The organism is Streptomyces sp. NPDC093261 (assembly GCF_044753645.1).
In the GTDB taxonomy this organism is placed as follows: domain Bacteria; phylum Actinomycetota; class Actinomycetes; order Streptomycetales; family Streptomycetaceae; genus Streptomyces.
The window spans coordinates 61,592-76,364 of record NZ_JBIVNO010000010.1 but is presented as its reverse complement, the minus strand read 5'-3'; the positions used below and the strand labels follow the sequence as shown (position 1 = coordinate 76,364).

Below are 14,773 nucleotides of genomic sequence, written 5' to 3'. Positions count from 1 at the left end.
GGCCCGTACCCATCCATCCCCCACGGCGCGGGCCGCGCCGCTCCCCATCCGACAACGACCGTTTCCGCCCAGGAGATCGAGGAGAGGGCATGTCCCCGCGTACGAACCAGAACGCGCCGGAGAGCGGCCGCGGCGGCCGGCCGGAAGCCGAGCCGGCGTCACCGACGCCCCGCGCGGCGGAGACCACGCCCGAGGAGGGCGCTCCGAGCGCCGGGGCGGGCACCACCCGCGCGGACCACGAGCCCGTGCCCCACGGTGAGCCCGCTCCTCGACCGGCGGGTGACGGGGAGACGTCCGCCGGCCATGACACCGATGCGGAGCCGGCCGCGTGCTCCGACTCAGCCGAGACGGCGGAGGCGGCCGACGCCCCTTCCCCGGACAGCGCTCCCCACGCCGACGCGGCGCCGTCCCCGGAACCTGCGCCGGAACCGGCCGATACCGCCACGGTGACCGTCACCGCTTCCGAATCAGCGGGCGGAGGCGAGCGCGTCAAGGCCCTGCGGCGGTTCTCCGCGGCCGGAGGGCGGTGGCGGGCCGTGCAGTTCGGGCTCTGTGCCGCCTCACTGGCCGTCGCGCTCACCGCGGGCGCCGTCGTCGTCGGTGTCGTACGGGACAGCGGCCGCACCGCCCCCCTGGTGTCCGCGCCCGGCGCGGTCTCCCCCGAACTCCTCGCCGGCGGTGACCTCGACGCGAGCATCCGGTCCCTCCAGGCCCAGCTCCGCGCCCAGCCGCGCGACTACGGAAGCTGGGCGACCCTCGGCCTCGCGTACGTCGAGCAGGCGCGCACCAAGGGCGACCCCTCCCGCTACCCGCAGGCGCAGCGCGCCCTGGACCGTTCGCTGGAAATCCGGCCGGACAACGACGCCGCGCTCGCCGGCCGTGCCGCCCTCGCCGCGGCCCGCCACGACTTCGCCGGCGCCCTCACCTACGCGGATCTCGCTCTGAAGCAGAACCCGTACAGCGAGCGCGCCCTGTCCTCCCGGGTCGACGCGCTCGTGGAACTCGGCCGTTACGCGGACGCCTCGAAGGCCGCCGACCTGGCCGACACACGCCGCCCGGGCGTCCCCGTCTTCACCCGCTACGCCTACGTCCACGAACTGCGCGGCGATGTGGGTACCGCCCGCCGCGTCCTGGAGCAGGCCCTGTCCACCGCCACCAGCCGCGGCGACATCGCGTACGTGGCCACCGCGCTCGGCCAGCTCGCCTGGAACCAGGGCGACTACAGGACCGCCCTCGACCGCTACGCGCGCGCCCTGGCCGCCGACGAGAACTACCTCCCCGCGCTGGAGGGCAGGGCCCGCGCCCAGGCGGCCCGGGGCGACACCGCCGACGCGATCCGGGGCATGGAGCAGGTCGTCGACCGCTATCCGCTGCCCCAGCCGCTGGTGGAGCTGGGCGAGTTGTACGAGGCACGCGGCAAGGAGGGCGACCGGACCAAGGCACGCGACCAGTACACCCTGGTCGACGCCTGGGTCTCGCTGGCCCGCACCAACGGCGTCAACGCCGACCTCGACACCGCCCTCGCCGCCGCCGACCACGGCGACCGCGTGGCCGCGCTCAAGGCCGCCCGGGCCGAGTGGGCGCGCCGCCATACCGTGCACACCGCGGACGCCCTCGCCTGGGCCCTGCACGTGAACGGCCACGACAGGGAGGCCCTCCCCTACGCCCGGCAGGCCACGGCCACCGGCTACCACAACGCGTCCTTCCTCTACCACCGCGGCATGATCGAGCGCGCCGTCGGCCGGACGGACCAGGCCCGCGTCTCGCTCACCGCGGCCCTGCGCCTCAACCCCGGTTTCTCGCCGCTGGGCGCGCGGGAGGCCCGCGAGGCGCTGGAGGCGATGAAGTGAACCTGCGCCGCCTCGCCGCCGCGGGCGCCGCCGCTCTCACGGCCGCCTGCGCGCTCGTCCTGGTGCCCGCCGGCTCCGCGAGCGCCCACCCGCTCGGCAACTTCACCGTCAACCGGTACGACGGCCTCGTCGCCGCCCCCGGGCAGCTGCGGATCGACCACGTCGAGGACCTCGCGGAGATCCCGGCCACCCAGGCGAGGCCGGACCTGGAGAGGCTCGGCCTGTCCGAGTGGGCCCGGCGCAGGTGCGCGAAGGCCGCGGAGGGCAGCACCGTCACCGTGAACGGCCACACGGAGCCGCCGGCCGTCGGCACGAGCCGGGCACAACTGCGGCCCGGCCAGGCGGGGCTGCACACCCTGCGTGTGGAGTGCGCCCTGAGCGCGCCGCTGCCCAAGGGGGACACCGTGGCCCTCGGCTTCCATGGAGCGGGCGCGACCACCGGGCCCGGCTGGCGGGAGATCACCGCGCGCGGCGACCGTATGACGCTCACCGCCTCGGACGTGCCGAAGACGTCCGTGTCGCGCGAACTGACCAGCTACCCCAAGGACCTCCTCTCCTCGCCGGCCGACACCGTCAAGGCCTCCCTGCGGGTGCGTCCGGGCGGTGCCCCCCTCGCCGTCGACCGGCGGGACGCGCCTGCCGCCGCCGTACTGCCGCGTGGTGCCGACCGGTGGACCCAGGCGCTGAACAACCTTGTGGCCCAGCACCATCTCACCGCCGGGTTCGCCGCGCTCGCCCTGGTCATCGCGATCGGCCTCGGCGCGATGCACGCGCTGGCGCCCGGCCACGGCAAGACCCTGATGGCCGCCACCGCGGCGGCGCGCGGCGGCCGGGCGAGGCTCAAGGACGTGCTGCCGCTGGCCGCTTCGGTGACGGTCACGCACACCCTCGGGGTGGTCGCCCTGGGCCTGCTGGTCACGGCGGGCTCCGCGGCGGCACCCTCGGTGATCGCCTGGCTGGGCCTGGCCAGCGGCATCCTGGTCACCGTGGCCGGCGCGCAACTCGTCCGCAGGGCCTGGCGCAACCGGCTCCCCGCACACGGCCAGGCTCACGACCACAGCCGCATCCACAGCCATGACCAGGGCCACCACCACGCGCATGCGGACCGCTCACCCGACCACGAGCACGCCCACGCCCACGCGGAACCATCACACGGCCACGACCACCCGCACGAGCACGACCCCTCACACCAGCACGACCACCCGCACCACCACGAGCACAAGCCCTCACACCAGCACGACCACCCGCACCACCACGAGCACAACCCCTCACACCAGCACGACCACCCCGACGACCACGAGCACAGCCCGTCACACCAGCACGACCACCCCCACGATCACGCCGACGCCCACGGCATTCCCCACACCCACGGCGGCTCCACCCACACCCACCCCACCGCCCCCACCCTCCGCGGCACCCTCCTGCTCGGCTTCGCCGGCGGGCTCGTGCCGAGTCCCTCCGCCGTGGTCGTCCTGGTCGGCGCCGCGGCGCTCGGCCAGGCCTGGTTCGGTCTGCTGCTCGTCGTCGCCTACGGCGTCGGGCTCGCCCTGACGCTGACCGCGGCCGGGGTCGCGGTCGTCAAGCTGGGCAGCGGGGTGAACCGGGTCCTGGACCGGCGGCCCCGCTGGACCCACGGCCCGGCGGCGGCGCTGGTACGCAGGACCGCGCCCCTGGGGTCGGCCTTCGTCGTCGTGGCCCTCGGGGCCGGGCTGGTGTTCAAGGGGGCGGCATCCGCACTCGGTTGAGCTACTTTTGGGGAGAAATCACGCGGAGTGGATACGACGCTCGGATGCGAATGGGGGACGCCCGTGTCCGAAGAACCGGGCCGTGAACGTGTGGTCGCGGGTCGCTACCGCCTGCTGTCCCCCCTCGGCGAGGGCGGGATGGGGACGGTGTGGCGGGCCCATGACGAGGTGCTGCACCGTGAGGTCGCCGTCAAGGAGGTGCGCGCCCCGGCCGGGCTTCCGTCGGCCGAGGTGGAGCGCATGTACACCCGGCTGGAGCGCGAGGCCTGGGCGGCGGCCCGGGTGGCGAACCGCAATGTGGTGACGGTCTATGACGTGGCCCATCAGGACGGCCGCCCGTGGATCGTGATGGAGTTGATCCGCGGTGTCGCGCTGTCGGACCTGCTGGACTCGGAGGGGCCGGTCTCCCCGCAGCGGGCCGCGCACATCGGCGCCGAGGTGCTTGCCGCACTGCGCGCCGCGCACGCGGCCGGGGTGCTGCACCGCGATGTCAAACCGGGCAACGTCCTGCTGGCGAACGACGGCCGGGTGGTCCTGACCGACTTCGGCATCGCCATGGTCGAGGGCAGTTCGGCGCTGACCATGACCGGGGAGGTCATCGGCTCGCCCGAGTTCCTCGCCCCGGAGCGGGCACTCGGGCGCACTCCGGGCCCGGAGTCCGATCTCTGGTCACTGGGCGTGCTGCTGTACGCGGCCGTCGAGGGCAACTCCCCGTTCCGTCAGAACACGCCGCTGAGCACGCTGCGGGCGGTCGTCGACGAGGAGTTGCCGCCGCCGCTCCGGGCCGGTCCGCTGGCCCCGGTGATCGAGGGACTGCTGCGCAAGGACCCGGCCCAGCGCATCCCGGCCGGGCAGGCCGAGCGGGAGCTGCGGATCATCGGCGCGGGCGGCACCCCGCGCACGGGCACCCCCGCTGCCTCCTACGCGCCGACGGTCGTGGCGTTCCCGGGCGGATCCCCCACTCCCCCGCTGCCCACGCCCGCCCCGGTCGGCGCGACCCGGCCCGCGTACCCGGCGCAGTCCGGGCCCCCGCCGCGCAACCGCCGTGCCGCCGTGGTCCTGGTGGCGGGTCTGGCCGCGCTCGCGCTCGCGCTGGCGGGACTGACGTACACGCTGGTGCACCACAACGACGGCAGCGACGGCGGCTCCACGACGGGCAGTGCCGCGACGCACGGTGACACCGCGGGCGGCCGGGCCCCGAGCGGCCCCCGGGGGAGCACGGGAGCGGGCCCGGGGCCCACCGGCGGCTCCACAGCCGGCAGCGGGGGCGGGCATACGGCGAGTCCGCCCGCCCAGTCGGTACGGGTGACGGTTGTGGGGACGCACACCGACTACTCCGGTGCCTGTCCGCCGCCGGACGCCGAGGCGCCCACGTTCACGGCGACGTTCACGGTGGGGAGCGTGCCGGCCGATGTGTCCTACCGCTGGGTCACGACCACGGGGCAGGTGTCGGACCCGGGCTGGAAGACGCTGTCCTTCCCGGCGGGCGGCGGGAGGACCAGGCAGCGGCAGGTCGTCGTCACGACGTACGACCCGGCCGGTTCGGTGCACAACGCGATCGGTGTGGAGGTGCGCTCTCCGGTGGAGGCCACGTCCACCACCGTGCCGTTCTCGGTGACCTGTGAGACGGAGACCCCGACGGCCGGGGCCTCCCCCTCGAGTTCGTGACCGTCAGGCCGCGCTGTTCAGCACCGGCAGATAGCCGCCGGACTGGCCGGCCGCGGTGGGGTGGTAGGACTGGCCGATGTCCAGCCAGTCGACGCTGTGCAGCCAGGAGTCGTTCGAGCAGATCTCGTGGCCGCTGAAGGTGGTGCGCACGTCGCCGAAGGTGAAGCCGTGGTCGGCGGCGCGCTTGGCGATCGCGGCGTCGAGGTAGTCGGCGGCGCCGTTGATCGCGGAGCGTTTGGTCCCGGACAGCCCGACACAAGTGGTGCCGAGCTTGTAGAAGCGGGGGTAGCCCAGCACGACCACATGGGCCGAGGGGGCCTTGGCGCTGATCGCCGAGTACACGGCGTCCAGCTTCCCGGGCAGGGTCGAGTCGACGTAGGCCTTGGCGGTGGCTATGCGCGAGAGGCAGGAGCTGTCGGACTGGAGCACACAGGTCAGCATGACGTCGGAGAAGCCCGCGTCGTTGCCGCCGATGGTGAGGGACACGAGGCTCGTGGCGGAGTTCAGGGTGCCGAGCTGGTTGCTGAGGACATCGGTCGTCGTGGCGCCCGAGCAGGCGAGGAAGCTGAACGAGGAGGGCGCGTGGGCGGCCTGCCACAGATAGGGGTAGGCGTTCGTGCTGCGGTCACAACTGCCGCTGGAGCTGATGTAGTTTCCGGCGCCGACGCCGGAGGAGTAGGAGTCGCCGAGGGCCACGTAGCCACCGGCCGCGGCGAGCGGTGACGCCTGCGCCGCGGCCGCCCCGGTGAGTGCGAGACCGACGGCAAGGAGGAGCGAAGTCACATACGCCGCAATTCGGGAACGTCTCATGGAACCTCCCTTTAGCAGGATCTCTGCCTCAACCGTGGTAGCAGCTACGCGAGTTGACAGGAAGTGTCCATGCCAAAACTGTTTCGGGATTCATCCACCGCGACCCACGCGTCACCCCCGCCCCGTTGCGCGCGCACGACAGGCGCACGCTCCACGCGGGAACGCCCCACACCACAGTTCGATGTCCGAACAAGGGCTCCCGGCAGACCGCCGCACCCCGGGGAACAGACGCTTGAAGCGAGCCAAGAACCTGTGCGTCCCGCTTCCGCATCTTGACGGCCCCCTCTTCGCTGCGCGACATTGAAGCCCGGCATCCGGCGCTTCGGGGGGCAAAGTCGCCAATGCAGACCTTACGCATCAAGCCACCTTCGTCAGCCGAGGACGGGGGGCCGGAACAGGATCCGGGGAGGGGCCTGTTCCCGCTGCTCGCGGGCGCGGCGGTCGCCGTCGCGGCCGTCGGGGCGATCCTTGCGCTGAGCGACTCGGGCTCGCCGCTGCGCGGCCCGTTCACCCTGTTCTTCCTGCTCGCCGCGCCGGCAACGGCCGTCGGCGCCGCCCTGCGGGGGCTGCAACCCTGGCCCCGCACGGTGGTGTCCATGGCGGGAGCGATCTCGATCGACCTTCTGGTTGCCCAAGGCATGTTGGCGGTGCACCGGTGGTCGGTCACCGGCGGGCTCCTCGCGGTGACCGTGATCAGCTCCCTCGTTCTCCTGCTGGTACTGGTACGACGGCAGCGCCGCCGTACGGCGAGAAGACGGGCCTGACGACGTGGACATCAGGGTGTACCGCCCCGGCGAGCTGAGCGCCGCCGACCGGGCGGCGTGGACGGCTTTGCAATCGAAGGCCCATCTGAACGGCTCGCCCGAGCTGGCGAACCCGTTCCTGTCACCGGAGTTCACGCTCGCCGTGGGCCGGACCAGACGCGGCGTACGGATCGCGGCGGTGTACGAGGACGGCGAGCCGGCCGCCTTCTTCCCGTACCAGAGAACCGCTGCCGGCGTCGGCCGGGCCGTCGGCCTCGGGGTCTCGGACTGCCAGGGCCTGGTGTACCGGCCCGGCTTCACCTGGGACGCGCACGAGCTGCTGCGGGCATGCGGGCTCGCCGTCTGGGAGTTCGACCATCTGCCGGAGGGTCAGCAGCCGTTCGAGGCGGGGGCCTCCGGCACCTTCCCGTCTCCGGTCATGGACGTCGACCAGGGATACGAGACCTATCTGGCCCGGCTGCGCGAGCAGTCGCCGAAGTTCACCCGCACGACGCTCGCCAAGGAGCGCAAGCTGGGACGGGACGCCGGCCGGGCGCGCTACGTCCACGACGAGCGCGACCCGGCGGCCCTGCGGACGCTGATGGCCTGGAAGTCCGCGCAGTACCGCAGGACCGGGCGCAGCGACCGCTTCGCGCAGCCCTGGATCAACCAGTTGGTGCATCAGCTCTTCCACACCCGCTCCGAGCCGTTCGCCGGGATCCTCTCGGTGCTCTACGCGGACGACCGCCCGGTCGCGGCGCACTTCGGACTGCGCACCGAGCGGGTGCTCGCCTGCTGGTTCCCGGCCTACGACCCGGAGTTCGCGAAGTACTCGCCCGGGCTGATCCTGCATCTGAGGATGGCCGAGGCGGCCGCCGCGGACGGCATCGCCTATCTGGATCTCGGGCGGGGCCAGAAGGAATACAAGGACTCCCTGAAGACACGGGAACTCTTCGTGTCCGAAGGGTGGGTGACCCGGCGTCACCCTGTCGCACTCGGACACAGGGCGCGCCGCGCCCCGGTCCGGGCACTGCGCAATGCGGTGCTGTCGCGGCCGGAACTCTTCGAGCCGGCCGACCGGATCCTGAAGCGGATAGGGAAAATCCGTTCGAGGGGTTGAATGACGACCATATCGGCGAAAACGAGGGACACGACCCAGGTCTTGCCATAAAGTCGCAATCGTCAATACCGTCATACATCAACCCGCATCGGTCCATCATCAAGCGGTCCAGGGGAGGGCTCAGGTACCGCGATGGTTCCGGCGCGGGGCGCGGTAGGGGGGTGCCGTGCTCGGCGACCACGGTCGTACGAGTCGTGCCGCGCGACCGGCTGCCGATTTTTCCGGCAGACGGCCAGCTTTGCCAGCTCACCCGGCATGCACGGAGATCCATATCGGCATGCCATAGGTGAGAACCCCCCTTTCGAACCGGACACGAATCCGGACCGTCCAGGGGCGGACGGTCCACCGGACGAGAGGGACCAGACTCATGAGTTCTGTACTGCGCCCGGCCGTTTCGGGCCAAGATCCGTTAATGCCGGGGAAGTACCGGCCCATCTCCTCTCACCTGGCCATCACGCCGCCGGTGAGCGTGGTGATTCCCGCCATGAACGAGGCGGAGAATCTCCCCTACGTCTTCAAGACCCTTCCCGAGTGGATTCACGAAGTGGTTCTTGTGGACGGCAATTCCACCGACGAAACCGTGCAGGTCGCGCGCGATCTGTGGCCGGAGGTGAAAGTCGTCGGGCAACGGGGCAAGGGCAAGGGAGACGCCCTGATCACCGGGTTCGAGGCCTGCACCGGCGACATCATCGTGATGGTCGACGCGGACGGCTCGGCCGACGGCCAGGAGATCGTCAGCTATGTCTCCGCCCTGGTGTCGGGCGCCGACTTCGCGAAGGGCTCGCGGTTCGCGAACGGCGGCGGCACCTCGGACATGACGCCGATCCGCAAGCTCGGCAACCGGGTGCTGTGCGCCATCGTCAACGCCAAGTTCGGCGCCCGGTACACCGACCTCTGCTACGGCTACAACGCCTTCTGGCGGCACTGCCTCGACAAGATCGACCTCGACTGCACCGGCTTCGAGGTCGAGACCCTGATGAACATCCGGGTGGTCAAGGCCGGCCTGAAGGTGCAGGAGATACCCAGCCACGAGTACCTCCGCATCCACGGCGCCAGCAACCTGCGCGCGGTGCGGGACGGGTTCCGGGTGCTGAAGGTGATCCTCAAGGAGCGCTCCAACCGGCGTGCGCTGCGCCGCCGGCCGCACGCGGTGGCGCTCAACTCGGGTCAGGGAGAGCTGTCTTGAAGGACCCGGACATCTCCGTGGTGATCTGCGTCTACACCGAGGACCGCTGGGAGGACATCCTCGCGGCGGTCGCCTCGGTGCGGGCGCAGTCACTGCCGGCGCGCGAGACGCTGCTGGTCGTGGACCACAACGAGACGCTGCTGGACCGGCTGAGCCGGGAGTACAAGGAGGTCGCGGAGGTCCGGGTGCTCGCCAACGCGGGCCCCCGCGGCCTGTCCGCCGGGCGCAACACCGGGATCGCCGCCTCGCACGGGGAGATCATCGCCTTCCTCGATGACGACGCCGTGGCCGAGCGGGACTGGCTGAAGCACTTCGCCTCCGGGTACGCGGACCCGCGGGTGATGGCCGTCGGCGGCCGTACGATGCCGCTGTGGGCGTCCGGCCGCCGCCCGGCCTGGTTCCCGGAGGAGTTCGACTGGGTGGTGGGCTGCACCTACAAGGGACTGCCGCCCGGCCGGGTCCGGGTGCGCAACGTCCTCGGCGGCAACGCCTCCTTCCGCCGTACGGCCTTCGAGGCGGCGGGCGGCTTCGCCACGGGCATCGGGCGCGACGGCGACAAGCGCCCGCTGGGCTGCGAGGAGACGGAACTGTGCATCCGCCTCACCCGGGCCCGGCCCGACGCGGTCCTGCTGATCGACGACCGGGCGGTCATCCACCACCGGGTGCCCGCCCCGCGGGAGCACTTCGCGTACTTCCGCACCCGCACCTATGCCGAGGGCCTCTCCAAGGCACTCGTCGCCCGCAGCGTCGGCTCCGGCAAGGGCCTGGAGTCGGAGCGCCGCTACGCCACCCGGGTGCTGCCCGCCGGGGTGGCCCGCGGACTGCGCGACGCCCTGCTGGCCCGTCCCGGCGGCGCGGGCCGCGCGGGCGCGATCGTGGCCGGGGTCTTCTCGGCGGCGGGCGGTTATGTGCTCGGGAGCGTCCGGGCGCGCCGGGGCGGCGCCGTGTTCTCGGTCGTGGACATCCCGGACGGCCGAGGGGAGGCCCCATGAGCGACCAGGCCGTGCCCATTCTCATGTACCACTCGGTCGCGACGGCGCCCAACGAGGCGACCCGCGCCCTGTCGGTGGCGCCCGAGGCGTTCGCGGAGCAGATGGCCCTGCTCGCGGACCTGAGGTTCACCCCGGTGACCACGGCCGAGCTGGCGAGGAGCTGGCGGGATGGCCGCCCGCTGCCCGAGCGGCCCGTCCTCATCACCTTCGACGACGGCTACGAGGGCGTGCACCGGCACGCCCTGCCCGTGCTCACGGGACACGGCTTCGCGTCCACCCTGTTCGTCTCGACCGGGTGGATGAGGGGCGCCCATGACACCGGCGGTGGTCTGGACACCATGCTCGACTGGGGCCAGGTCCGCGATCTCGCGGGCGCCGGGGCCGAGATCGGCGGGCACAGCCACACGCACCCCCAGCTCGATCTGCTCCCCGACGACGCGCTCAGGTTCGAGCTGCTGCGCTGCGGGGAGATCCTCGCCGACGAACTGGGCACCCGCCCGGTCTCGTTCGCCTACCCTTACGGCTACTCCAGCCGGCGGGTGCGCCGCACGGTGCGTGAGACGGGCTACCACCAGTCACTCGCCGTCGGCAACGGGCTCGCACGCCGCCACCAGGGCCCGTACGCGCTGCAACGTGTCACCGTGCGCCGCACCACGGGCGCCGAGGAGTTCGAGCGGCTCGTCCAGGGCCGTGCGATCGCCCGCAACTTCGCCAGGGACCGCGCCCTGACCAAGGGGTACGCCGTGGTCCGAAGAGCACGACAGGCTTGCCGGAAGGCCATCCGTTCCCGTGTCTGACACGACGACCACAGCCCAGAATCCCACGGCCCCGACCGCACCGCCCGAACGGTCCGGCCGCCGCCTGCGCCTGCCCGGACGCGGCGGGGGCGGCGGGGGCAGCGGGGGCAGCGGGGGCAGCCAACTGTTCCGCAACGCCTACGCGCTGATGCTCAACACCGGAATCTCGGCGGTGCTCGGCCTCGGCTACTGGCTGGTCGCGGCCCGCTACTACTCCGATGCCGCGGTGGGCCAGGGCTCGGCCGCGATCGCCGCGATGAAGCTCCTCGCCGGGCTCACCGCGGTGACGCTGACCGGTGCCCTGGCCCGCTTCATCCCGGTCGCGGGGCGCGCCACCGGGCGTCTCATCCTCCGTACCTATGCGGGCAGTTCGGTCGTCGTGGCGCTCGCCGCGGGGATCTTCCTGCTGACGCTGAACGTGTGGGGGCGGTCGTACCGGTTCCTGCACGGGCCGGGTCCCGCGCTCGTTTTCGTCGTGGCGGTCATCGCCTGGAACCTGCTCACCCTCCAGGACGGTGTGCTGACCGGGCTGCGCAGCGCGCTGTGGGTGCCGGTGGGCAACACCGTCTTCTCCGCGGTGAAACTGGTGCTGCTCGTCGGGCTCGCGGCCGCCGTCCCCATGATGGGCGTGTTCGTCTCCTGGGTCGCCGCCATCGCCACCTCCGTACTGCCGCTCGGCTGGATGGTGTTCCGGCGTCTGGTGCCTCGTCATGTCAAGGCGACCGAGGGCCACGCCAGCCCGCCGTCGCTGAAGGAGATCGGCCGGTTCCTGGCGGGCGACTACACCGGCTCGCTGTTCTCGCTCGCGGTGGTCTACCTGGTCCCGGTGATCGTGGCCTCGCAGGTCAGCGCCGCGGACAACGCGTACTTCTACATCACCACCACCATCGGCGGCACGACCAATCTGCTCGCCATCAACATGGGTGCCTCCCTCACCGTCGAGGGCTCGCACGACCCGGCGCGGCTCGCCGCCAACACCCGGGCGGCGCTCAGGCGCATGGCCCGGATCATGCTGCCGGTGTGCGCGCTGCTGTTCCTCGGCGCGCCCTTCATCCTGCATGTCTTCGGCGACGGCTACGCCCATGCGGCAACCCCGTTGCTGCGCTGGTTCGCGGTCGGGGCGCTGCTGCGGGTCGTCATGGAGACGTACTTCGCGGTGCTGCGCGCCCAGAGCCGCACCCTGGGACTCGCCTGTCTCCAGGGCCTGCTGTGCGTCCTGGTGCTCGGCCTGACCGTGCTGCTGCTGCCCCGCATGGGGCTCACCGGCGCCGGCGTCGCGGAGATCTCCAGCCTCACGGTGATCGTGGCGATCGCCGCACCGAGGCTCTACCGGATCCTGCGCGCCGCGCCGCCCGACGCCGTGCCCGAGGACACGGCACCGGACGGGGACCTCGCCGACCTGGGGGCGCGCGAGGTCCCCGCGCCGAGGACCGGCCCGTCCTGGGCGAAGAAGCTCGACGCCGACACCCTCGCGCTCGGCATCCACGTCGACTTCGACCATGTGGAACGCAGGCCGGATGTGCGCCCCGGCCCGGGAACCCCGCCCACCGGGACCGCCGTGGTCCCTGCGGACCACGACCGGTCGACCTGGGATCTGCGGCTGCCGCCGGACTCACCGGCGGGCCTGCCGGTGAAGGCGCTCCCTTCGGCCGGGCGAAGCCGGGAGAGGGCGGGGGAAGCGGGCCCGCAGGCCTTGCCGGAGCCCGCCGGGATACCGGAGGTGGACGCGCCGTTCGGCCGCGACGAGCCCTCCCGCGCCCCGTCCGGGCCGCGGGGCAGCGTCGCGGCCCCCTCCGCCGCGGGGGCGGCCACGAGCGAGCCGCCGACCGAGGACCCGCCCCGGTCCGGCCCGCCGGGCGCGGTCCTCGGCTGTCTGCTCGTCTTCGCGCTGCTGCTGTACTGGCTGCCGGCGCTGGCCATGGACGACGGCTCGCTGGAGCGGATGGGCGGCCTGGGACTGATCTCGGTCCTGCCGCTGCCGACCCTGGCCGGGGCCGCGCTGCTGGTCGTGGTGTTCGCCGGGCTGCTGTGGCGCGGCCGTGAGCACAAGGCCCTGCTGCTGGCCACCCTGCTCGCCACGGTCGTCTCCCTGCACGCGCTGCCCGCCGTGATCGAGACCGAGCCCCGCTTCGCGACGGCCTGGCAGCACCTCGGGTTCCTGGACTACATCGACCGCACCGGTTCCGCCGTACCGGACCTGGACGCGCGCTGGAGCTGGCCGGGCTTCTTCGCGGCGGCCGCGTTCGTCGCGAAGGCGTGCGGGGTCACCGATCTCACCGAGGTCATCCGCTGGTGGCCGCTGGCGATCCAACTGCTGTATCTGGCACCGATGTTCCTGCTGGTGCGCGCCCTGCGGGCGAGCTGGCGCGCCAAGTGGACCGGAATCTGGATCTTCGTGCTCAGCGGCTGGGTCGGCCAGGACTACTTCTCCCCGCAGGGCTTCACCTTTCTGCTCTACCTGGCCTTCGTGGCGATCCTGCTGGTGTGGTTCCGCGCGCCACGCGTGATCTGGACCAAGGCCCGCCCCGGCGAGGCGGAGGTCGAGCCGGCCACCCGTGGGCAGCGCGCCGTGCTGCTCATGGTGCTGATCGGCCTGTACGCGGCGAGCGTCCCGGCCCACCAGCTCACCCCGTTCGTGATGCTGGGCGTGCTCGCGGCGCTCGTCCTGGTCGGCCGCTCCGAGCTGCGCGGGCTGCCGATCCTGTTCGCGGTGCTGGTGGCGTTCTGGGTCGGCTTCATGGCCGAGCCGTACTGGTCCGGCCACTTCAACGAGCTGTTCGGCGGGGTCGGCGGCGTCGGCAGCAATGTGTCGACCTCCGTCTCCGGGCGCATCCAGGGCGGCGACTCCACCCACAAGCTTGTGCTGTACACCCGCGTCCTGCTCGCCGGGGCGGTCATGGCGTTCGCGTGCTGGGGCTGGTGGCGGCGGCGCGCGCACCGGTACCGCGACCGGTCGCTGCTCGTGCTGACCTTCGTCCCGTTCCTGGGCTTCGGCATGCAGTCCTACGGCGGCGAGATGGCGCTGCGCGTCTTCATGTTCGCCGTCCCGGGCGCGGCCCTGCTGGCCGGGCTGGCCCTCTTCCCGCGCACCGGCGTCACGGCCGGGGAGCGGGACAAGGACCGGGCGAGCCTCGCCCCGCTCGCCGCCCTGGTGGCGGGCCTGCTGCTGATGGGCGGCTTCCTGGTGGCCCGCTGGGGCAACGAGTCCTTCGAGCGGATCCGTCCGGGCGAGGTCGCGGCGATGGACTACGTCTACGCCCACGACAACCCGACCGTGCGGCTGCTGTGGCTGAGCAACGACACCGTCAACAACGTGACGCCGGCGATGCCGTGGGGTGCCAGGGACATGGAGAAGGTGCAGTATGTGCCGACCCTGGCGCCCGTCGATCCGTTCCTGGTGTCGGGCCTGGTGAAGTCGCTCAAGGACGCGGGCCCGAACTCGTATCTGATGATCAACGAGAGCCAGGTGACCTACCTCCGGATGGACGTGGGCTACCCGGCGAACTGGGAGTCCCGGCTCATCAGGAACCTGGACGGCCGCCATGAGCTGAAGAAGGTCCTCGCAGGCGGCGACGTGACCATGTACGCGCTGCGCGAGCGGCCCGCGGGTCCGGTCGCGCAGCCGCACCCGGGTCCGATCGGCCCGCGGGTGACCTGGACACCCTGGTCGGTGGTCGGGGGGCTCGCGGCCGTGGCGCTGGTCCTGATGCTGGTGGCGCGCGAGGTCGTACGGGTCGCGCTGCCCCCGAGCGTGCGCCGACTGCGTCTGTTGCAGAGCGGTTTCTGGTTCACCCTGCCGCTGCTCGCGGTGCTGCTGGCGTCGCTGGTGCAGCGGTTCCTGACCATGGGGAAGGGCTGAGCG

10 protein-coding genes are annotated in these 14,773 nt (G+C 72.4%); 9 read left to right on the top strand and 1 reads right to left on the bottom strand.

What is annotated here, in order from left to right:
• Nucleotides 1–89 precede the first annotated feature (89 nt).
• The 3 genes from ACIP94_RS21535 to ACIP94_RS21525 all read left to right on the top strand — a co-directional run bounded on the left by ACIP94_RS21535 (nt 90) and on the right by ACIP94_RS21525 (nt 5,263).
• On the top strand, nt 90–1,850 hold the full coding sequence (locus tag ACIP94_RS21535; RefSeq protein WP_402427761.1) for a tetratricopeptide repeat protein: 1,761 nt from the start codon (nt 90–92) through the stop codon (nt 1,848–1,850).
• Complete coding sequence (locus tag ACIP94_RS21530) at nt 1,847–3,595, top strand: sulfite exporter TauE/SafE family protein (RefSeq protein WP_402427758.1); 1,749 nt, start codon at nt 1,847–1,849, stop codon at nt 3,593–3,595. The genes ACIP94_RS21535 and ACIP94_RS21530 overlap by 4 nt, the downstream gene beginning before the upstream one ends.
• A gap of 63 nt (nt 3,596–3,658) precedes the next feature.
• The gene (locus ACIP94_RS21525) at nt 3,659–5,263 is read left to right on the top strand and encodes a serine/threonine-protein kinase (RefSeq protein ID WP_402427755.1); all 1,605 of its coding nucleotides are present in this window, start codon (nt 3,659–3,661) and stop codon (nt 5,261–5,263) included.
• 3 nt (nt 5,264–5,266) lie between these two features.
• Here the strand turns inward: ACIP94_RS21525 and ACIP94_RS21520 are convergent, their stop codons facing one another.
• Nucleotides 5,267–6,073 (bottom strand): SGNH/GDSL hydrolase family protein, encoded by an 807-nt coding sequence (locus ACIP94_RS21520; protein WP_402427753.1) that lies wholly within the window; start codon nt 6,071–6,073, stop codon nt 5,267–5,269.
• 341 nt (nt 6,074–6,414) lie between these two features.
• Between ACIP94_RS21520 and ACIP94_RS21515 the strand changes: the two genes are divergently transcribed.
• The 6 genes from ACIP94_RS21515 (at nt 6,415) to ACIP94_RS21490 (ending at nt 14,770) form a co-directional block, all read left to right on the top strand.
• Nucleotides 6,415–6,837, top strand: coding sequence for a hypothetical protein (locus ACIP94_RS21515; RefSeq protein ID WP_402427750.1), 423 nt, complete (start codon nt 6,415–6,417; stop codon nt 6,835–6,837).
• Between the two features lie 4 nt (nt 6,838–6,841).
• Nucleotides 6,842–7,936 (top strand): GNAT family N-acetyltransferase, encoded by a 1,095-nt coding sequence (locus tag ACIP94_RS21510; protein ID WP_402427747.1) that lies wholly within the window; start codon nt 6,842–6,844, stop codon nt 7,934–7,936.
• Between the two features lie 367 nt (nt 7,937–8,303).
• On the top strand, nt 8,304–9,122 hold the full coding sequence (locus tag ACIP94_RS21505) for a glycosyltransferase family 2 protein (RefSeq protein ID WP_402427744.1): 819 nt from the start codon (nt 8,304–8,306) through the stop codon (nt 9,120–9,122).
• Nucleotides 9,119–10,114, top strand: coding sequence for a glycosyltransferase (locus tag ACIP94_RS21500; protein ID WP_402427741.1), 996 nt, complete (start codon nt 9,119–9,121; stop codon nt 10,112–10,114). The genes ACIP94_RS21505 and ACIP94_RS21500 overlap by 4 nt, the downstream gene beginning before the upstream one ends.
• On the top strand, nt 10,111–10,911 hold the full coding sequence (locus ACIP94_RS21495) for a polysaccharide deacetylase family protein (RefSeq protein ID WP_402427738.1): 801 nt from the start codon (nt 10,111–10,113) through the stop codon (nt 10,909–10,911). Before ACIP94_RS21500 ends, ACIP94_RS21495 begins: the two co-directional genes overlap by 4 nt.
• Nucleotides 10,904–14,770 (top strand): lipopolysaccharide biosynthesis protein, encoded by a 3,867-nt coding sequence (locus ACIP94_RS21490; RefSeq protein ID WP_402427735.1) that lies wholly within the window; start codon nt 10,904–10,906, stop codon nt 14,768–14,770. The genes ACIP94_RS21495 and ACIP94_RS21490 overlap by 8 nt, the downstream gene beginning before the upstream one ends.
• The last annotated feature ends 3 nt before the right edge of the window (nt 14,771–14,773 follow it).